The organism is Rhodococcus sp. NPDC057135 (assembly GCF_042670865.1).
In the GTDB taxonomy this organism is placed as follows: Bacteria; Actinomycetota; Actinomycetes; order Mycobacteriales; family Mycobacteriaceae; genus Rhodococcus_F.
In genome coordinates this window covers 102905-118609 of record NZ_JBHUUU010000006.1, presented here as the reverse complement: position 1 = coordinate 118609, position 15705 = coordinate 102905, and the positions used below count along the sequence as shown (strand labels likewise).

General features: G+C 62.3%; 15 protein-coding genes. 6 read left to right on the top strand and 9 right to left on the bottom strand.

Annotation, left to right across the window (positions count from 1 at the left end):
• Positions 1-41: 41 nt before the first annotated feature.
• The 6 genes from ACFT1A_RS13485 to ACFT1A_RS13460 all read right to left on the bottom strand — a co-directional run bounded on the left by ACFT1A_RS13485 (position 42) and on the right by ACFT1A_RS13460 (position 6793).
• Positions 42-824 (bottom strand): 1,6-dihydroxycyclohexa-2,4-diene-1-carboxylate dehydrogenase, encoded by a 783-nt coding sequence (locus ACFT1A_RS13485; protein WP_378447379.1) that lies wholly within the window; start codon positions 822-824, stop codon positions 42-44.
• The gene (gene benC / locus ACFT1A_RS13480; protein ID WP_378447378.1) at positions 821-2374 is read right to left on the bottom strand and encodes a benzoate 1,2-dioxygenase electron transfer component BenC; all 1554 of its coding nucleotides are present in this window, start codon (positions 2372-2374) and stop codon (positions 821-823) included. Before benC ends, ACFT1A_RS13485 begins: the two co-directional genes overlap by 4 nt.
• Before the next feature lie 31 nt (positions 2375-2405).
• Positions 2406-2915 carry a benzoate 1,2-dioxygenase small subunit gene (benB, locus tag ACFT1A_RS13475; RefSeq protein WP_003939939.1) on the bottom strand — a complete coding sequence of 170 codons (510 nt, stop codon included), beginning with the start codon at positions 2913-2915 and terminating at the stop codon, positions 2406-2408.
• Between the two features lie 11 nt (positions 2916-2926).
• Positions 2927-4324: a benzoate 1,2-dioxygenase large subunit gene (benA, locus tag ACFT1A_RS13470; RefSeq protein ID WP_378447377.1), complete on the bottom strand. Its 1398-nt coding sequence runs from the start codon at positions 4322-4324 to the stop codon at positions 2927-2929.
• Between the two features lie 259 nt (positions 4325-4583).
• Entirely contained in the window at positions 4584-6212 is a 1629-nt protein-coding gene (locus ACFT1A_RS13465; protein ID WP_378447376.1) for a 4-hydroxyphenylacetate 3-hydroxylase family protein, read from the bottom strand.
• 11 nt (positions 6213-6223) lie between these two features.
• Positions 6224-6793 (bottom strand): flavin reductase family protein, encoded by a 570-nt coding sequence (locus ACFT1A_RS13460; protein ID WP_033233583.1) that lies wholly within the window; start codon positions 6791-6793, stop codon positions 6224-6226.
• A gap of 273 nt (positions 6794-7066) precedes the next feature.
• Here ACFT1A_RS13460 and ACFT1A_RS13455 point away from each other — a divergent pair, with 273 nt between their 5' ends.
• Positions 7067-8005 (top strand): AraC family transcriptional regulator, encoded by a 939-nt coding sequence (locus ACFT1A_RS13455; RefSeq protein WP_378447375.1) that lies wholly within the window; start codon positions 7067-7069, stop codon positions 8003-8005.
• Here the strand turns inward: ACFT1A_RS13455 and ACFT1A_RS13450 are convergent.
• Entirely contained in the window at positions 8002-8772 is a 771-nt protein-coding gene (locus ACFT1A_RS13450; RefSeq protein WP_378447374.1) for an IclR family transcriptional regulator, read from the bottom strand. The two genes, ACFT1A_RS13455 and ACFT1A_RS13450, sit on opposite strands and share 4 nt — an antisense overlap.
• Positions 8773-8971: 199 nt before the next feature.
• Here ACFT1A_RS13450 and catA point away from each other — a divergent pair, with 199 nt between their 5' ends.
• The 5 genes from catA to ACFT1A_RS13425 all read left to right on the top strand — a co-directional run bounded on the left by catA (position 8972) and on the right by ACFT1A_RS13425 (position 13789).
• Positions 8972-9811 (top strand): catechol 1,2-dioxygenase, encoded by an 840-nt coding sequence (gene catA / locus ACFT1A_RS13445; RefSeq protein ID WP_003940427.1) that lies wholly within the window; start codon positions 8972-8974, stop codon positions 9809-9811.
• A 29-nt stretch (positions 9812-9840) separates the two neighbouring features.
• Positions 9841-10962 carry a muconate/chloromuconate family cycloisomerase gene (locus tag ACFT1A_RS13440; RefSeq protein ID WP_378447373.1) on the top strand — a complete coding sequence of 374 codons (1122 nt, stop codon included), beginning with the start codon at positions 9841-9843 and terminating at the stop codon, positions 10960-10962.
• Positions 10963-10975: 13 nt separating this feature from the next.
• On the top strand, positions 10976-11257 hold the full coding sequence (catC, locus tag ACFT1A_RS13435; RefSeq protein WP_138870757.1) for a muconolactone Delta-isomerase: 282 nt from the start codon (positions 10976-10978) through the stop codon (positions 11255-11257).
• A gap of 6 nt (positions 11258-11263) precedes the next feature.
• The gene (locus tag ACFT1A_RS13430) at positions 11264-12172 is read left to right on the top strand and encodes a helix-turn-helix domain-containing protein (protein WP_378447372.1); all 909 of its coding nucleotides are present in this window, start codon (positions 11264-11266) and stop codon (positions 12170-12172) included.
• A gap of 153 nt (positions 12173-12325) precedes the next feature.
• Positions 12326-13789 carry a benzaldehyde dehydrogenase gene (locus ACFT1A_RS13425; RefSeq protein ID WP_378447371.1) on the top strand — a complete coding sequence of 488 codons (1464 nt, stop codon included), beginning with the start codon at positions 12326-12328 and terminating at the stop codon, positions 13787-13789.
• A gap of 19 nt (positions 13790-13808) precedes the next feature.
• Here the strand turns inward: ACFT1A_RS13425 and ACFT1A_RS13420 are convergent, their stop codons facing one another.
• Both ACFT1A_RS13420 and ACFT1A_RS13415 read right to left on the bottom strand, forming a co-directional pair.
• Positions 13809-14438 carry a response regulator gene (locus tag ACFT1A_RS13420; RefSeq protein ID WP_378447370.1) on the bottom strand — a complete coding sequence of 210 codons (630 nt, stop codon included), beginning with the start codon at positions 14436-14438 and terminating at the stop codon, positions 13809-13811.
• Complete coding sequence (locus ACFT1A_RS13415) at positions 14435-15622, bottom strand: sensor histidine kinase (protein ID WP_378447369.1); 1188 nt, start codon at positions 15620-15622, stop codon at positions 14435-14437. The genes ACFT1A_RS13420 and ACFT1A_RS13415 overlap by 4 nt, the downstream gene beginning before the upstream one ends.
• Positions 15623-15705: the final 83 nt, after the last annotated feature.

Here is a 15705-nt window from a genome sequence, read left to right as displayed (position 1 = left end):
GAATCTCCGTTCGAGAGATCAGGAATCGGGGGAGGCTGGATTCAGCCGAGGTCGCCACCGGCGACGGGCAGAACCGTTCCGGTGACATACGAAGCCTCTTCGGAGGCAAGGAAAGTGATAGCAGCAGCCTGTTCGTCCAGGGTGCCGTAACGCTTGAGCAGCGACGAGTCGACGGTCTGGTCGACGATCTGCTGGTACCAGGCCTTCTCCTCGTCGGTCTCGGCGCCCGGTCCGCGTGCCACGACCCGTGGTGGCGCCTCGGTTCCGCCGGGAGCGGTTGCCACGACACGTATTCCGTACTGCGCGACTTCCATCGCCAGTGCAGCGGTGATCGCGCTGACTCCGCCCTTGGCCGCCGCGTAGGGAACACGGTTGACGCCGCGGGTGGCGACCGAGGAGACGTTGACGATGGTGCCGCCCGCCTGCTCGATCAGATGGGGCAGTACCGCACGGCACGTCCAGAGGGTGGGGAACAGCGATCGTGTGACCTCGGATTGTATCTGCTGCGGTGTGTAGTGCTCGTAGGGTTTGGCCCAGATGGTGCCGCCGACGTTGTTGACCAGGACGTCGATGCGTCCGAAGCGCTCCAATGCGGAATCTATTGCATTCTGGGCACCTTCGAACGTCTCGAGGTCCGCGGTCACCGAATGGGAACGCTCCAGCGGTGTCGCGATGTCGTGAACCAGTTCGGCTCGATCCACAAGCGCGACGGAACCACCTTCTGCGGAAACTCTTTCGGCAACGCTGCGCCCGATCCCCTGAGCCGCTCCGGTGACGACCACGACCCGGTCGTCGAACCGGCCGGCGAAGAATCTCGTGCTCACGACGCCACACTTTCCCGAGCGTCAGTGATGGCGCGGTGCATCGTCGACTTGGCGTGTTCGCTGTGCTGGACGATCAGATCACGGGCCGCGGCGCGATCATTCTGCTCGAATGCACGCACGATACGTGAGTGATCCTCCGCGACATGTTCGTCCACCCAATCGGCGGTGTGGAGCACTCGGTTCATCAGTTGTGTGACCTCGAGACGGTGGTATGCCTGCAGCAGCACTTCGTTTCCGGTGCAGCGGAAGAGGAAGTCGTGGAACAGGGCATTGGTTTCGGTGAATGCCGCTGCGTCAGTGAAGTGATCGCGGTCGATGGAAGCAGCCGAGTTCTCCGCCAGAATGCGGTACTCCGTCAACTGTGCCGGAGTGAGGCGGCCGATCGTGAGTTCCATTGCTCCGAGTTCGAGTGCCATACGAGCGTCGAACTGTGCGTCCGACTCCGCGACCGGCAGATGTTCTTCACCGATCTCGTACGTGTCGGCTGCTGATTCTTCGGCCGAGGCTGCCGGTGAATCAGCCGGTGCTGCCGCGTTGTTGAACTTTTCGAAGTAGAAGTTCGTGGGTGTGATCGAGACGTCCTTGAAGTGCAGACGTACGGCTTCGACCATCGGCGGCGGGCCGCACAGGTAGACGTCTACGTTGCCGTCGTCGAGGTGATCGGGCTCGATCAAGCCCGTGACATAGCCCTTGTTCGGTGCTGTGCTGTCGGGATCGGATACGCAGTAGTCGAAGGTGAACTGAGGTAAAGACTCCGCGTAGTCATGCAGTGTGTCGAGCTCGACGAGATCGGTGTCGGAGCTGACGCCGTAGACCAGATGAACGGGCCGAGTGGAGCTTTCGGTACGCATCTTCTCCAGTATGGAGAGCAGCGGGGCCAAGCCGCTTCCGCCGGCAAGCAGTAGGGCTCTCCGTTGACCTGACCGGAGGAAGAAGCTACCCATCGGTCCGGTCAGTTCGAGAGTGTCACCTATCTGCGCACGCTGACTGAGATACTCGGACATCAGACCACCCGGGGTGATCTTGACCAGGAACGACGCCGACTCGATCTCGGGGCCGGAGCTGAACGAGTACGACCGCGTCGCTTCGGTTCCGGGAACGAGGATGTTCACGTACTGACCGGGGAGGAAGACCAGATCTGCGCGATTGTCGACTTCGACGGTGAAACCCACAGTCGAATCCGAATGGCGAATGATCTCGGTGATCGTGGACGTGTACGAACCGGCAGTGGTCTTGGCGACTGCCGACGTGGTGGGAATCTGCAGCACGAGATCTGATTCCGGCACCATCTGGCACGGAAGGCAGTAGCCCTGCTCGGCCTCGTCGTCCGTGAGGGCCTCCTCGATGTAGTCGCCGGCATCGAAAGTGCCTGACTCACAGAGTGACTTGCAGGTGCCGCAAGCTCCGTCGCGGCAGTCGAGTGGAATGTTGATTCGTGCGCGGTACGACGCGTCCGCAACGGTCTCGGCGGTGTTGCATTCGACGAAGCGGGTGATGCCGTCTTCGAAACTCAGGGCTACTTGAAAGGTCGGCGCAGCTTGAATACTCATGGGAAACAGCTCGATTCGAAGGGGAGTCGTGTCAGAAGTGGTAGATGTCGACCACGTGATGGATGTAGTCGTTCTTGAGAACTACTTTCTTCTTCATGATCAACGGCTGCTCGCCCGAGAAGTCGATCGTGTAGTGCGAGGTGCCGAAGTAGGTGTCGACCGTGTTGTAGCGGAAGTACAGCGTGAACCAATTGAAGCGGACGTCGACGACGAAGCCGCGTTCTTCGATCACTTCCACGTTGGTGATGTTGTGACCGGTGCGGGGCTCGGGAAGGCTTGTCGCGCTGGAACGGTCAGTCCTGATTCGGAACACGCGATCCTCGATACCGCCGCGATTCGGGTAGTAGATCAGGGAGATCTCTGCGGCCGGGTCCGTGGTCAGCTCGCCGTCGTCCGCCCATGCGGGCATCCAGTACTCGGAATCGGGGTGGTAGCACTCGATCCACTTCTCGAACTCGCGATCGTCCAGATAGCGAGCCTCACGGTAGAGAAACTGCTGCACTGTTTCGAGGGCGACGGCATTGGTGGTGGTGACAGTCATGGTGATCGTCCTCAGATGGTCCGGTTGGAAGCGGCTTGCTCGGCATCTACGGCCGCAAGCATGGCGTCGCGCCAGTATCCGTGCTGAATGGGATACAAGCCCTCGTCCTCGGTCTTGGCTCCGCTCGAGAGCACACGATTCATGCCGAGATCCTTCGCGACGTCGTTCGGACCGGGAATCTGGTGTGTGACACCACGGCTGAGGTCGTTCCACGGGGCACCGGCTGCCTGGTAGGTCTTCTGGCAGGAACGGAACTCTTCGAGATCGTCCGGGGTGGCCATACCGCTGGCATTGAAGAAGTCCTCGTACTGACGGATGCGGTTGCTGCGCGCTTCGGCGCTCTCTCCCTTGGGGGCGATGCAGTAGATGGTGACTTCGGTCTGGTCTACGGAGATCGGACGGAAGTGCCGGATCTGGCTGCTGAACTGATCCATGAGGTAGACGTTCGGGTACAGGCAGAGGTTCCTCGACGCACCGACCATGAATTCGGCCTTCTTGGAACCGAACTGAGCCTCCAGCTCCGCTTTGCGTTCGAACAGGGGACGGTCCTCGGGATTGCCCCACCACATCCAGAGCAGGAGGTGGCCGTAGTCGTAGGAGAAGTATCCACCGCCCTGCTTGCCCCAGGTGCCGGCATCCATGGCTTTGGTCTCGTTGGACGATTCACCGGCGGTGCGGCGAGCGGTGGTAGCGGCGTAGTTCCAGTGTGTCGAGGACACGTGGTAGCCGTCAGCACCGTTCTCGGTCTGCAGCTTCCAGTTGCCGTCGTAGGTGTACGTGGATGCGCCGCGCAGGACTTCGAGTCCGTCGGGTGATTGATCGACGATCATGTCGATGACCTTCGTGGTGTCACCGAGGTGCTCTTCGAGCGGCAGGACGTCGGGGTTGAGGCTGCCGAAGAGGAAGCCGCGGTAGTTCTCGAACCGCGCCACCTTGGTCAGGTCGTGTGAGCCGTCCTTGTTGAACTGCTCCGGATAGCCACCGGTGCGAGCGTCCTTGGCCTTGAGGAGCTTTCCGCTGTTGTTGAAGGTCCAGCCGTGGAACGGGCAGGTGAAGGTGGTTCGGTTATCGGTCTTACGGCGACACAGCATCGCACCGCGGTGGCTGCATGCGTTGATCAGCGCACCCAATTCGCCGTCCTTGTTGCGGGTGATCACGATGGGCTGACGGCCCATGTACGTGGTGAAGTAGTCGCCGACGTTCGGGATCTGGCTCTCGTGCGCGAGGTAGATCCAATTGCCCTCGAAGATGTGCGTCATCTCGAGCTCGAACAGTTGCTCGTCCGTGAAGACGCTGCGCCGCACCTGGTAGCGGCCGGTCTCCGGGTCCTCGACGAGCGCGTCGTCGAGGGCAGCGCGGATGTTCGCGAACTGGTCGGTGCCGCGGGCAGCGTCCAACATATCCGTCATGGGTGTCCTCCAGATAAGAGTGGGCGCCGACCGAGAAATCCGAGGGCTGTCGGACAAAATCGGTGGGACCCGCTTTCCGGACGGGGCTGCGTCCGGTACTGAATTCACCTTGACATCGTGTGTCTCGGGTCACACTAGGCAATTGCCTAGTCCTGACCAAGGGTGCAGTGTTCGTCGAATTCTGCTGATGGCCATGCCTGCTGAAGACGACGACCAGGGCGGACTCGACATCGCGAGTCCGCCCTACCCGCCGAGTGGGCTACCGGTTCTTGAAGAACGAGACGTCGTCGTTGCCGATGAGGTCAGGGACCGTCCAGCCGTCGAGGTCGTATTCACTCAGGCACTGCTCGGCCAGTCCCTTCATGGAACTTGCGTGTCCACGATTCTGGGCTGCGAACAGCAGTTCCGCTTTGACGTTCTCGTGATTGCCGGAGTAGTTGCGCTCGTAGAGTTCGTGTCGGCCGCCGAACTCGGTACCGATCGAATCCCACAGCGCTTTCATGACTTTCACGCGGTCCACGGCGGTGATGCCGTCGGAACCGCGAACGTACTTGTCGAGGTAGGGACGCACGTCCGGGCTCTTGAAGTCGAGTGAACTCGAAGGCAGGTAGATCAGGCCCGACGCGACGTCCTGTTCGATGATTTCCTTGATCCGCGGGTACCCCTGGATCATGAACATTCGATAGGTGAGGCCGTATTCGAGCTTCGGGATCACCGAATCGCCGACCCACTGTTCGGGATCACGTGCCATCGATTCGGTTAACGACCAGAAGAGGTTTCGCCACCCGATCACTTCACCGACACGGGTCTGGACTCCGCGGAAGCCGCCCGCGCCGGTGGCTTCGAGTGCCTTCATCAACAGTCCGGCGATGAAGTCGAGCTTGACGGCCAGGCGAGTGCAGCCCTGAAAGGTGAAGCGTGGCAAGAACCCCGATTGAGGGAAGAAGGCGTTGATCCGGTCGACGTCGCCGTACATGAAGACGTTCTCCCACGGAACCAGCACCTTGTCGAAGACGAAGATGGTGTCGTTCTCGTCCATGCGGCTCGACAGCGGGTAGTCGAATGGACTGCCCATCACCGCAGCATGTTCGGTGTACGAGGTGCGGCAGATCAGCTTCACACCCGGTGCGTCCATCGGTACCGTGCAGATCAGGGCGAACTGCTTCTTCTTGATCGGCAGACCGTAGTGCGCGATGAAGTTGTAGTTCGTGATCGCCGATCCGGTGGCGACCACCTTGGCGCCGCTGACGATCAAACCTGCGTCGGTTTCTTTCTCCACCTTCATGAAGACGTCGCCGACCTCGTCCGGTGGAAGTTGGCGATCCACCGGGGGATTGATGATCGCGTGGTTCCAGTACAGAACCTTCTCCTGCGATTCGCGGTACCAGCGTTCGGCGTTGTCCTGGAACGGTGCGTACAACTCCTTGTTGGCGTGCAGGGTTCCCAGGAAACTTGCCTTGTAGTCGGGGGAGCGGCCCATCCAGCCGTAGGTCATACGTGCCCACGTCGCGATGGCATCGCGTTCCTTGAGCAGATCGGCCGAGGACGTCGGAGTGCGGAAGAACGGCATGGTGACACCGCCGTTGCCCGTGTCCGTCGGAACGGTCAAGGCGTCTACGTGCTCGCCCGTATGTAGAGCGTCGTACAGCCTTGCGGTCATGCGGATCGGATTCCGGAACGCGGGGTGCGTCGTGACGTCCTTGACGCGATCACCGTGAAGCCAGATCTCGCGACCGTCCTGCAGGCTCGAGATGTACTCGTCACCGGTCATGGGCCGGGTGGCGAAGTTCTTCGTGCGGTTGGCTTCGCAGTCGGCGGCCGGATTGACCTGTGGCGCTCCGGAATCTGTGGGGTCGACGCCGGTGGGAGGGATTTCGGTGGTCGTCATGGCAAAGCCTTTCAGATCGTTTGGGGTGCGGGCTGAAGATGAATCGGGGTGAACGAAGTGGTGGCATCGAACCAGCCGCTGTGGGGGTCGTCCTGACTTCCGTTCCAGACTGTGGTCGACGAGGTAGCGCCTAGATCGTGAAAAGTGCTTCGGTAGAACAGAAGCGGATCCTTGCCACTCGACTGTGCGTCGACGATCTCGCCGATGAAGATGATGTGGTCGCCGCCGTCGTACTCCTTCCACGGGATGCACGAGATGGTTGCTGCGGCGCCGTCGAGCAGAGGAGCGGTCGGTCCGTCGATCCACCTCGGCTCGGTGCGCTGCGGTCGGCCGGCAAAATGCATGGCCGTGTCCACTTGGTCGGAGGCAAGGATGTTGACGGCAAACGGCGCGTTGCCGAGGTAGCCGCACGCCTTGGACTTGCGAGTCATCGTGATCTGGCACAGCCGTGGTTCCAGGGAAATGGCCGTGAATGCGGTGACGGTGGCTCCGTGCGGTTGACCGTCGGCATTGGTACAGGTGATGACGGTGACGCCGCTCGCGAATTGACCGAAGATTCCTCGAAGCTGATTTTGTTCCATGACCGGACCTCCTTGTCGGATGGCGGTTGAGTGAAAGTGCCGCGAAGTGCGGGAGGGAAGTAGTGGGCGACTAGCGCCGGGAGTGAAGACGAACGTACGGCGGGCGCAGGCTTCGGTCGATCCGTGCAGCGCGGTGTCTATCCGGATTGCGCACCCGATCGCGGCCCGTACCCGTTTTCTCTTGGAAGTGACCGGGGACACAGTGTTCAATGATGTTCAGCGCCCTTGCTCGGCAATGTGGCTGGTCACGGGTTTGGAAGGTGAAGAAGGACAATGGTCGACTCCATGATCAGTGCAGCTCCCCGCGACTGGGACGAGGCGTGTCATGCGGTTTCGGACGCCTATTTTCCGCACACGCTGACGCCGTTGTCGCGGCATGCGGCCAGTGGAGTCGGGGTGTGCACCACCGAGTTGGGACCGCTGAGGATCGCTCATATTCGGTGGGGAGCAGACGTCGCCGTCGAATCCGATCATCCCGGCGCCTATGGCGTGAACATCCCGCTCTCGGGCGAGCTCGAGTCGGTCTTCGCGGGCTCGCACGTGCTCTCGACGCAGGGGGTTGCGACGGTATGTCCGCCCGACATCACCACAAGAATCACGCGGTGGAGTGCGGACTGCGAGATCGTCGGAGTCCGGATGGACCGTCAGTACCTCGACCGTGAGATGGAAAAGGTCCTCGGTCGACCCGGAATGCACTTGCCTGATCAGGTGGATCTTCGGGGAGACGACGGGGCCAGATGGCTGAAATTTGTTCGCTCACTGTCGGATCAGATACTCGGCCCGGTCGGCGTGCTGCACAACGAACTGGTGGCAGGTCAGCTCTCCGGCGCCGTGGTCACGGCATTCGTCCTTGCTGCAATGCCTGAAAGCGAGGACGCGGTGCGACACGCCAGGCCACGCATCGTCAAGCGTGTGCTGGACGAGATGCACGACGACCCGGCCCGCGTGTGGACCGCAGCGGAGATGGCCGAGGTGGCGGGCGTCAGCGTACGGAGATTGCAGGAGGGATTTCGGCAGTACGTGGGCCGGAGTCCGTCGGAATGCCTGCTCGACATCCGTCTCGAGCGGGTCCATGCAGATCTGGTGGATGCCGACGACTCGACGACGGTCACCGATGTCGCTGTGAGATGGGGTTTTACGCACACCGGACGGTTCGCGTCGTCCTTTCGGCGTAAGTACGGATTGCTGCCTTCCGAGGTGTTGAGGCGCTAGCTTCGGTAACCCATGTCCGCGCTGAGTTGGTTCGCCTTCTCGACGAGGAAAGGCGCGACGTCGGCGCGGAAGGCTTCCGGGGTTGTTCGTCCGGCCGAGGTCGAGCACGCTGTTACTCCGACGACGCTTCCGCCGGCGTCGCGGACGGGGGCGGCGAGGGAAATCAAGCCATCTTCCAGTTCCTCGGACGTGAGCGCGTATCCCTGCTCGCGTACCACCCGAAGGGCGGTATGGAATGCGCCTTCGTCGGTGATCGTGGTGGGGGTGAGGGCGTCGAACGTGGAATTCGCGATGACGTTGTCGACGATTTCCGTTGGCGCCCAAGCTAGCAGGGCCCGACCCATGGAGGTGGCATATGCAGGCACTCTGGTGCCGACGCTGACGTTGATGCTCATGATCCGCCGGACGGGTACACGCGCGGCGTAGACCACGTCGACGCCGTCGAGCACCCCGAGCGACGCCGACTCGTGGGTGTGTTCTGCGATCTCCAGCAGGCGAGGGAGCGCCGCCTCCGTCAAGGCATGTGATGCCGAGAAGTGCTGCCCGATGCTCAGAACGCGCGGGGTGAGCGACCACCGACTGTTGTTGCCGGTGACGTATCCGAGCTTCTGCAGCGTGAGGAGGATGCGCCGGACCGCGGGGCGGGAGAGACCTGTTTCGGCGGCAAGATCGGCGAGCGACGGGTTGGGGTTCTTCTCGTCGAAGGCCGTCAGCACAGCAAATCCACGCTCGATGCTCTGGATGTAATCGCGATCGTTCTCGCTCACGGAATGGCCTTTCATCTGCGGGTATGCCCGATCGACGCCTTCGAAGGTTGACAAACCTTGTGACTGGGCGCACAGTACAAGCGTACGCAGAGCGTAACAGATGTACGCACAGCGTACAACCCAAACTTGGGGAGCCGACTCAGCCCAGCAGTACGGCACCCACCCGGTAACAGCCACATAAGGCCCCGAGGAGGACCACATGACCACTTCCGAGAGCCCCACCGCAGTAGGTTCGGGCACTGCCGCCACCGACAAGTTCCTCCAGGAACGAGTCAGTGCGGACACCCCGCCCGAGCGCGTCTCGGCCATCGCCAAGGACGTTCTCGAGGCACTCGCCGGCGTCATCGACAAGCACGGCATCACCTACCCCGAGTACCGCGTCCTCAAGCAGTGGCTCATCGACATCGGTCAGTTCGGCGAGTGGCCCCTGTGGCTGGACGTCTTCCTCGAGCACAACGTCGAGGAGGTTGCGTACCGCGGCCAGCACGGCACCAAGGGAAGCATCGAGGGCCCGTACTACGTCGCCGACGCCAAGACGTTGCCTGCCAAGTGTGAACTTCCGATGCGTGACAACGAGGTTGGATCGAAGCTGGTCTTCGAGGGACAGGTTCGCGATCTCGACGGCAAGGGGTTGGGCGGTGCAACCGTCGAACTCTGGCACGCGGACGACGAAGGCTACTACTCCCATTTCGCTCCGCACATCCCCGACGGCAACCTCCGCGGAACGATTGTTGCCGACGACGAGGGACGCTTCGAGATCACCACGATTCAGCCTGCGCCGTACCAGATCCCGACCGACGGCCCCACTGGCTGGTTCATCGAGAAGGCCGGCTGGCACCCGTGGCGTCCGGCTCACCTGCACCTCATGGTGAAGGCTCCCGGTAAGCGAACGATCACCACCCAGCTCTATTTCAAGGATGGAGAGTGGATCGAGAACGACGTGGCAACGGCGACGAAGCCCGAACTGATTCTCGATCCGAAGCCGGGTGCTGACGGAACCAACCGGGTCACATACGACTTCGTGCTCGATCCGGCCTGATCCACAACTGCTCAATAGAAAGTGATTTGATGACAGACCTGTCGATCGTCTCCATCGAGACGACCATCCTCGACGTTCCTCTGGTTCGCCCCCACAAATTCGCCACCACGTCGATGACGGCGCAGCCGTTGTTGCTGGTCGCGATTCGCACCTCCGACGGAGTGATCGGATACGGCGAAGGTGTCGTTCCGGGCGGGCCGTGGTGGGGCGGCGAATCGGTGGAGACGATGCAGGTCATCATCGAGAAGTACATCGCGCCCGTGATGGTCGGCAGGCGCGTGGATCAGATTACCGCGATCATGGCCGACATCGAAAAAGTTGTCGCCAATGCACGATTCGCGAAGGCCGCCGTCGACGTGGCGTTGCACGACGCCTGGGCTCGTAGCCTGGGAGTTCCCGTACACACGCTGCTCGGCGGGGCCTTCCGTGAGAGCGTCGACGTCACGTGGGCACTGGGCGCGGCGCCGGCGGCGGAGATCATCGAGGAAGCTCACGAAAAGCTCGAAGCCCGACTCAATTTCAGCTTCAAACTGAAGATGGGCGCACTCGATCCTGCCGTCGATGTTGCGCGCATCGTCGAGATCGCTCAGGCGCTCGACGGTCATGCCGGTGTCCGCGTCGACGTCAACGCGCGGTGGGATCGTTTCACCGCTCTGCGATACCTGCCGCAACTCGCCGAGGGCGGAGTCGAACTGATCGAACAGCCCACTCCGGCAGACCAAATCGAGGTCCTCGCCGAACTCAGCAGGCTTCTACCAATTCCGATCATGGCCGACGAGAGTGTGCAGACCCCACACGACGCTCTGGAAATCGCTCGCCGGAGCGCCGCCGATGTCATCGCCCTCAAGACCACCAAGTGCGGTGGCCTGCAGCGCAGCCGCGAAATCGTCGCGATTGCCAAGGCCGCGGGTATCGCGTGCCACGGTGCGACGTCGATCGAAGGTCCGATCGGCACAGCAGCTTCGTTGCACTTCGCGTGCGCCGAGCCGGGAATCAACTTCGGAACAGAACTTTTCGGCCCTCTGCTCTTCAGTGAGGAATTGCTCCAGGAACCCCTGAAGTATTCCGAGGGTCAGTTGCACCTCCCCGCCGGGCCTGGCTTGGGAGTCGAACTGAACATGGACGCCGTCAAGACCTGGACCAGGAACTAGAGGAAAAAGGAACATGGCACTCTTTCACGTTCGGATGGACGTCGATATTCCGCGCGACCTGGATCCGGAAGTTCGCGCCGATACCGTCGCGACGGAGAAGGCGTACTCACAAGACCTTCAGCGCCAGGGCAAGTGGGTTCATTTGTGGCGAATTGTGGGGCAGTTCAGCAACATCAGCATTTTCGACGTCGAGTCGGCTGACGAACTGCACGAGATTCTCTGGAATCTCCCCTTGTTCCCGTACATGAGCATCGAGGTCATGCCATTGACGCAGCACGGATCTTCGATCAAGTAGCCCGCCATGTCTGCCACACCTCCGGGCCTGCTGGAATCTGTGCAGCAGTGGCACTGCGAGATGTCGGAGACGTTCGGTGGCCTGTCCCCCGAGAGCTCCGTCGATACCGCGCCTGTGGGCACGGTCAGCGGCGTAAGTCTCGGGGACGTAGGCGCTTTCGACATCTCCGGTTCACCTCAGATACTGCGGCGGAGTACGCGCGCAGCAAAGCGGCACGGTAGCGAACTGCTCAAGATCTGCACGGTCCGAACCGGGCGAGCGACCCTGCGCCAATCCGACCGCGAGTTGACGGCCCCGCCCGGCGCGATGATTCTCTACGACGTAGAGCGTCCGTACGCGTTGCGTTTCGACGGCCACTGGTCGTGCACCGTCATGACCGTACCCCGCGGCGCAATGAGTCTGACCGAACGAGAACTGAATTGCGCGCTCGCGCGCATCCACGACGGCCGGCGCGGATCCGGTGCATTGCTGCAGAACTTCATCGTGGGCGCTGTTGCATCGCAGGTAGACGGCAGCGCCGCAGGGCTTCTCGGAGATGCCGGAGTCAATCTCGCTGCGGCAGTTCTGGTGCAAGACTTTGCGCCCGCGACACCCGGAAGTTCCTCGCGTGAGGCGATCTTGCGATATGTGCTTCGGAATCTCGATGCACCGGACCTCTCGGTCGCGTCGATCGCCGGTGCGCTGCACATGTCACCGAGAACAATTCAGCGTCATTTCGGCGACGGGGGTCTGACCCTCAACGCGCTGATCCGTCGAGAACGGTTGATCCGTGTGCGCCGCGATCTCACCGACGTCTCACTGCGCGATCACTCGATCTCCGTCCTGGCCGCGCGATGGTGTTTCCATGACGCACCGGCGTTTTCGCGTGCGTTCAAAGCGGAATTCGGTACGGCGCCGTCGGAAGTACGTCACTGATCTGTCGCATCCGAACAACAAACGTGTCCGATCACGACAACTCGGAGCCCGAATACCGGGGCAGAGTGTGTTCCAGATCGCTTTTCAAGCTCGCGAAGAGCTCAGGCCCGCGAACAGCGAGGGCCGCAGCGAAAGCTACGAATCGAGGAACTCATGACGAATCTGCTCGCTCATCAGCAATGGCACGGAAGGATTTTCGACGGCCAATGGATCGATGGGGGCGGTGACACCGTCGAGTCCGTCGAACCGGCTACCGGCGAGGTGCTCGGTGTGATCGGGACGGCGACTGTTGCGGATATCGATCGAGCGGCGCACATCGCGTCGGTCGCGCAGCCGTCGTGGGCGGCCACGATCGGGCAGGCCCGCGCTTCGGTGATCCGTAAGGCGGCGCAGATATTGGAAGCCGAGCGAGCCGAGGTGGAGCGCTGGTTGATTCGTGAAGGTGGTTCCGTACCAGGGAAAGCCGCGTTCGAAGTTGATCTTGTCATCTCCGAACTGTGGGAGGCGTCGGCACTGCCGACACAGCCGTTCGGACACCTCCTGGCTGCCAGCCAGGAGGGGCGCACGAGCATCGGTCGCCGGGTGCCCCTGGGTGTGGTCGGCGTGATCAGCCCGTGGAATTTCCCGCTTCTCCTCGCCATGCGCGCTGTCGCCCCCGCCTTGGCACTCGGAAATGGCGTCGTTCTCAAGCCGGACGTTCAAACCGCGATCAGCGGCGGCGCAGTCATCGCGGAATTGTTCACGGCAGCAGGTCTTCCGGAAGGTCTCCTGCATGTGCTCGCCGGTGATGCGGAGCCTGGTCAGGCATTGTGCGAGAGCCCGAACATCGCGATGGTGTCCTTCACGGGTTCGACCGCCGTCGGCCGTCAGGTCGGAGCAACAGCAGGCCGCACGCTCAAGCGCGTCTCGCTCGAGCTGGGTGGGAACAATGCTCTGATCGTCCTCGACGACGCAGACCTGGAAGCCGCGAGTTCGGCGGGTGCGTGGGGATCGTTCCTGCATCAGGGCCAGGTCTGCATGACCGCGGGCCGACACATCGTGCTGGAGTCGGTCGCCGATCAGTACCTGGACCTGCTGGCCAAGCGCGCCTCGGTCCTGCCTGTCGGGGACCCCAACACAGGTAACGTCGCTCTCGGTCCGCTCATCAACGCGAGGCAGATTGCCAACGTCGATCGAATCGTCCAGGGCACCAAGGCGGCCGGCGCCGAAATCCGCGCCGGTGGAACCTACGAAGGGCTGTTCTATCAGCCGACCGTCCTGGCCGGTGTCACCTCGGACATGCCCGCGTTCCGCGAAGAGATTTTCGGACCCGTGGCGCCCGTCGTGGTCGTCAAGGACGAAGACGAGGCCGTCAGACTTGCCAATGACAGCGAATACGGTCTGGTAGCGGCCATTCAAACAGGATCGGTGGAACGCGGCGAGCGGATTGCGGACCGTCTGCGGACCGGCATAGTGCACATCAACGATCAGACGTTGAACAACGATGCCTATGCACCATTCGGCGGTGCGGGTGCCTCCGGAAACGGCGCGAGATTCGGAACTCAAAGCAGCTGGGACGAATTCACCACCTGGCAGTGGCGAACCAGCCGGCCCGCCGCCCAGGCCTTCCCGTTCTGAAGTCGAAAGGATAACAAGGTCAGCGTATTCCGTCACGACGTAGTGCGACGGACACTGCGGCAGAGCGGGTATCGACGCCGAGCTTGGCGTAGATGTGCCCGAGATGTGTCTTCACCGTCGCCTCGCTGATGAAAAGCGCCTTGCTCAGCTCGCGGTTGGTCATCCCCTCGGCGAGCAGACTGAGCAGTTCGGACTCACGCGCGGTGAGCGCTTCCTGCGGGCGCTGCATCTGCTGGACAAGACGGGAGGCCACGGCGGGGGATAGGACGCTGCGCCCGGCGACCGCGCCCCGTACCGCGCCGAAGATCTCGTCAGGAGTGGAGTCCTTGAGTAGGTACCCGATGGCACCGGCGTCGACGGCCCGTACGACGTCGGCGTCGGTGTCATAGGTCGTGAAAACGAGTACGGGAACATCGACCCCGTCGTTTCGAAGCCGTTTGATCGCTTCTGCACCATGCATGCCGGTGCCCATGTCCAGATCCATCATCACCAGATCAGGCGAGGCGGAAGGTATCGCCGTGGCCGCTTCCTCGCCGGACGATGCTTCGCCGACCACCTCGACGTCCGGTTGAGTGTCCAGCAGCGCTCTCAGCCCGGCGCGCACGACCAGATGGTCGTCGACGAGGAACACTCGAATGGAGGTGGTCATCGGATCCTCCGTTCGAGCGGGAACTGGGCTGCGACGGCGGTGCCGTCTCCCGGTGCGCTTTCCACGGTGAACGATCCGCCGAGCTGAGCCACGCGGCTCCGCATCGCACGTAGGCCGTATCCACCGTACCGAGAATGGTCGGTGAGTTTTCCCGGATCGAAGCCGACGCCGTCGTCGAAGATGTCTACGGAGATGGAGTCGTCGAGATACGTGATCGTCACGCCCGCTGTTTCGGCGCGAGCGTGGCGGGCGATGTTGGACGACGCGCTCGAGATCACTCGCACGATGGCGTGAGCCACGTCCGGCGGCACGGCGACCGGTTCGCCCACAGTGCGAACCCGAACATCAGGGGTGAACTGGCGGGCGGCGGCAACGACCAGGGCGTCGAAATCAGCGGGGCCACCCTTGGCCGGTGCGAGATCATGGACGAGGTCGCGGCTCTGCATCAGGCTCGTGCGGATGTTCTCTGTCGCGGCATCGACATCGGTTCGAGACGGCGAACCCGTTGTATTCCAGGTTTGTTCGGCTGCCTCGAGCCGAAGTAGGGCGCTCGCCAGTCCCTGGGTAACGGTGTCGTGGATCTCGCGAGCGAGGCGCTCTCGTTCAGCGGCAACGCCGGCAGCCCGTTCGGTATCTGCCAGTGCCGACTGCGCTTCCGCCACCTGGCGCAGAAGCCGAAGGCGTTCTCGGGCATCGCGTTCCATCTGACCGTACGCTGCCGCCACCAGTGCAGCGGTGCACAGAGGCCCGAGCAGGGTCACCAATTCGGCGCGACCGGTGACCCGGTAAAACGCGATACCGGCGAGGACGCCCAGGATCCCGACGAGGGGGTAGGCGATCTTGCTCGGATACAGACGAATGCAGAGGAAGAGAACCGGGAAGGCGCACCACGCGAAACTCGGTGCAAGCCAGACCAACGCTGCCCACGTACTCAGTACCGGCCACATCCAGAGCCGTTGACGAACCACCTCTCGCGAGGACACCGTTGCCATGACGGCGTAGAGCAGGGCGAGGACCACGGCCAGGACGAGCACCACCCCGAACCGACCGCTGGTGCCGTGGACTGCGACGTACCGAACGCCGGACGTGGACAGCAGCACGAAGAACGACGCGTGGATCGCATACGCCAACGGACCGCGTAGGCCGAGGTCGGCGTCGACATCCGGCGTGGCTCCACTGCTCATCCCTCGAATGTTACGGAGTGCGCCTGGCCCTCGTATCAACCATTCGGATGACATCTAGGTACCCGTTGTGGGCACTGTTCGCC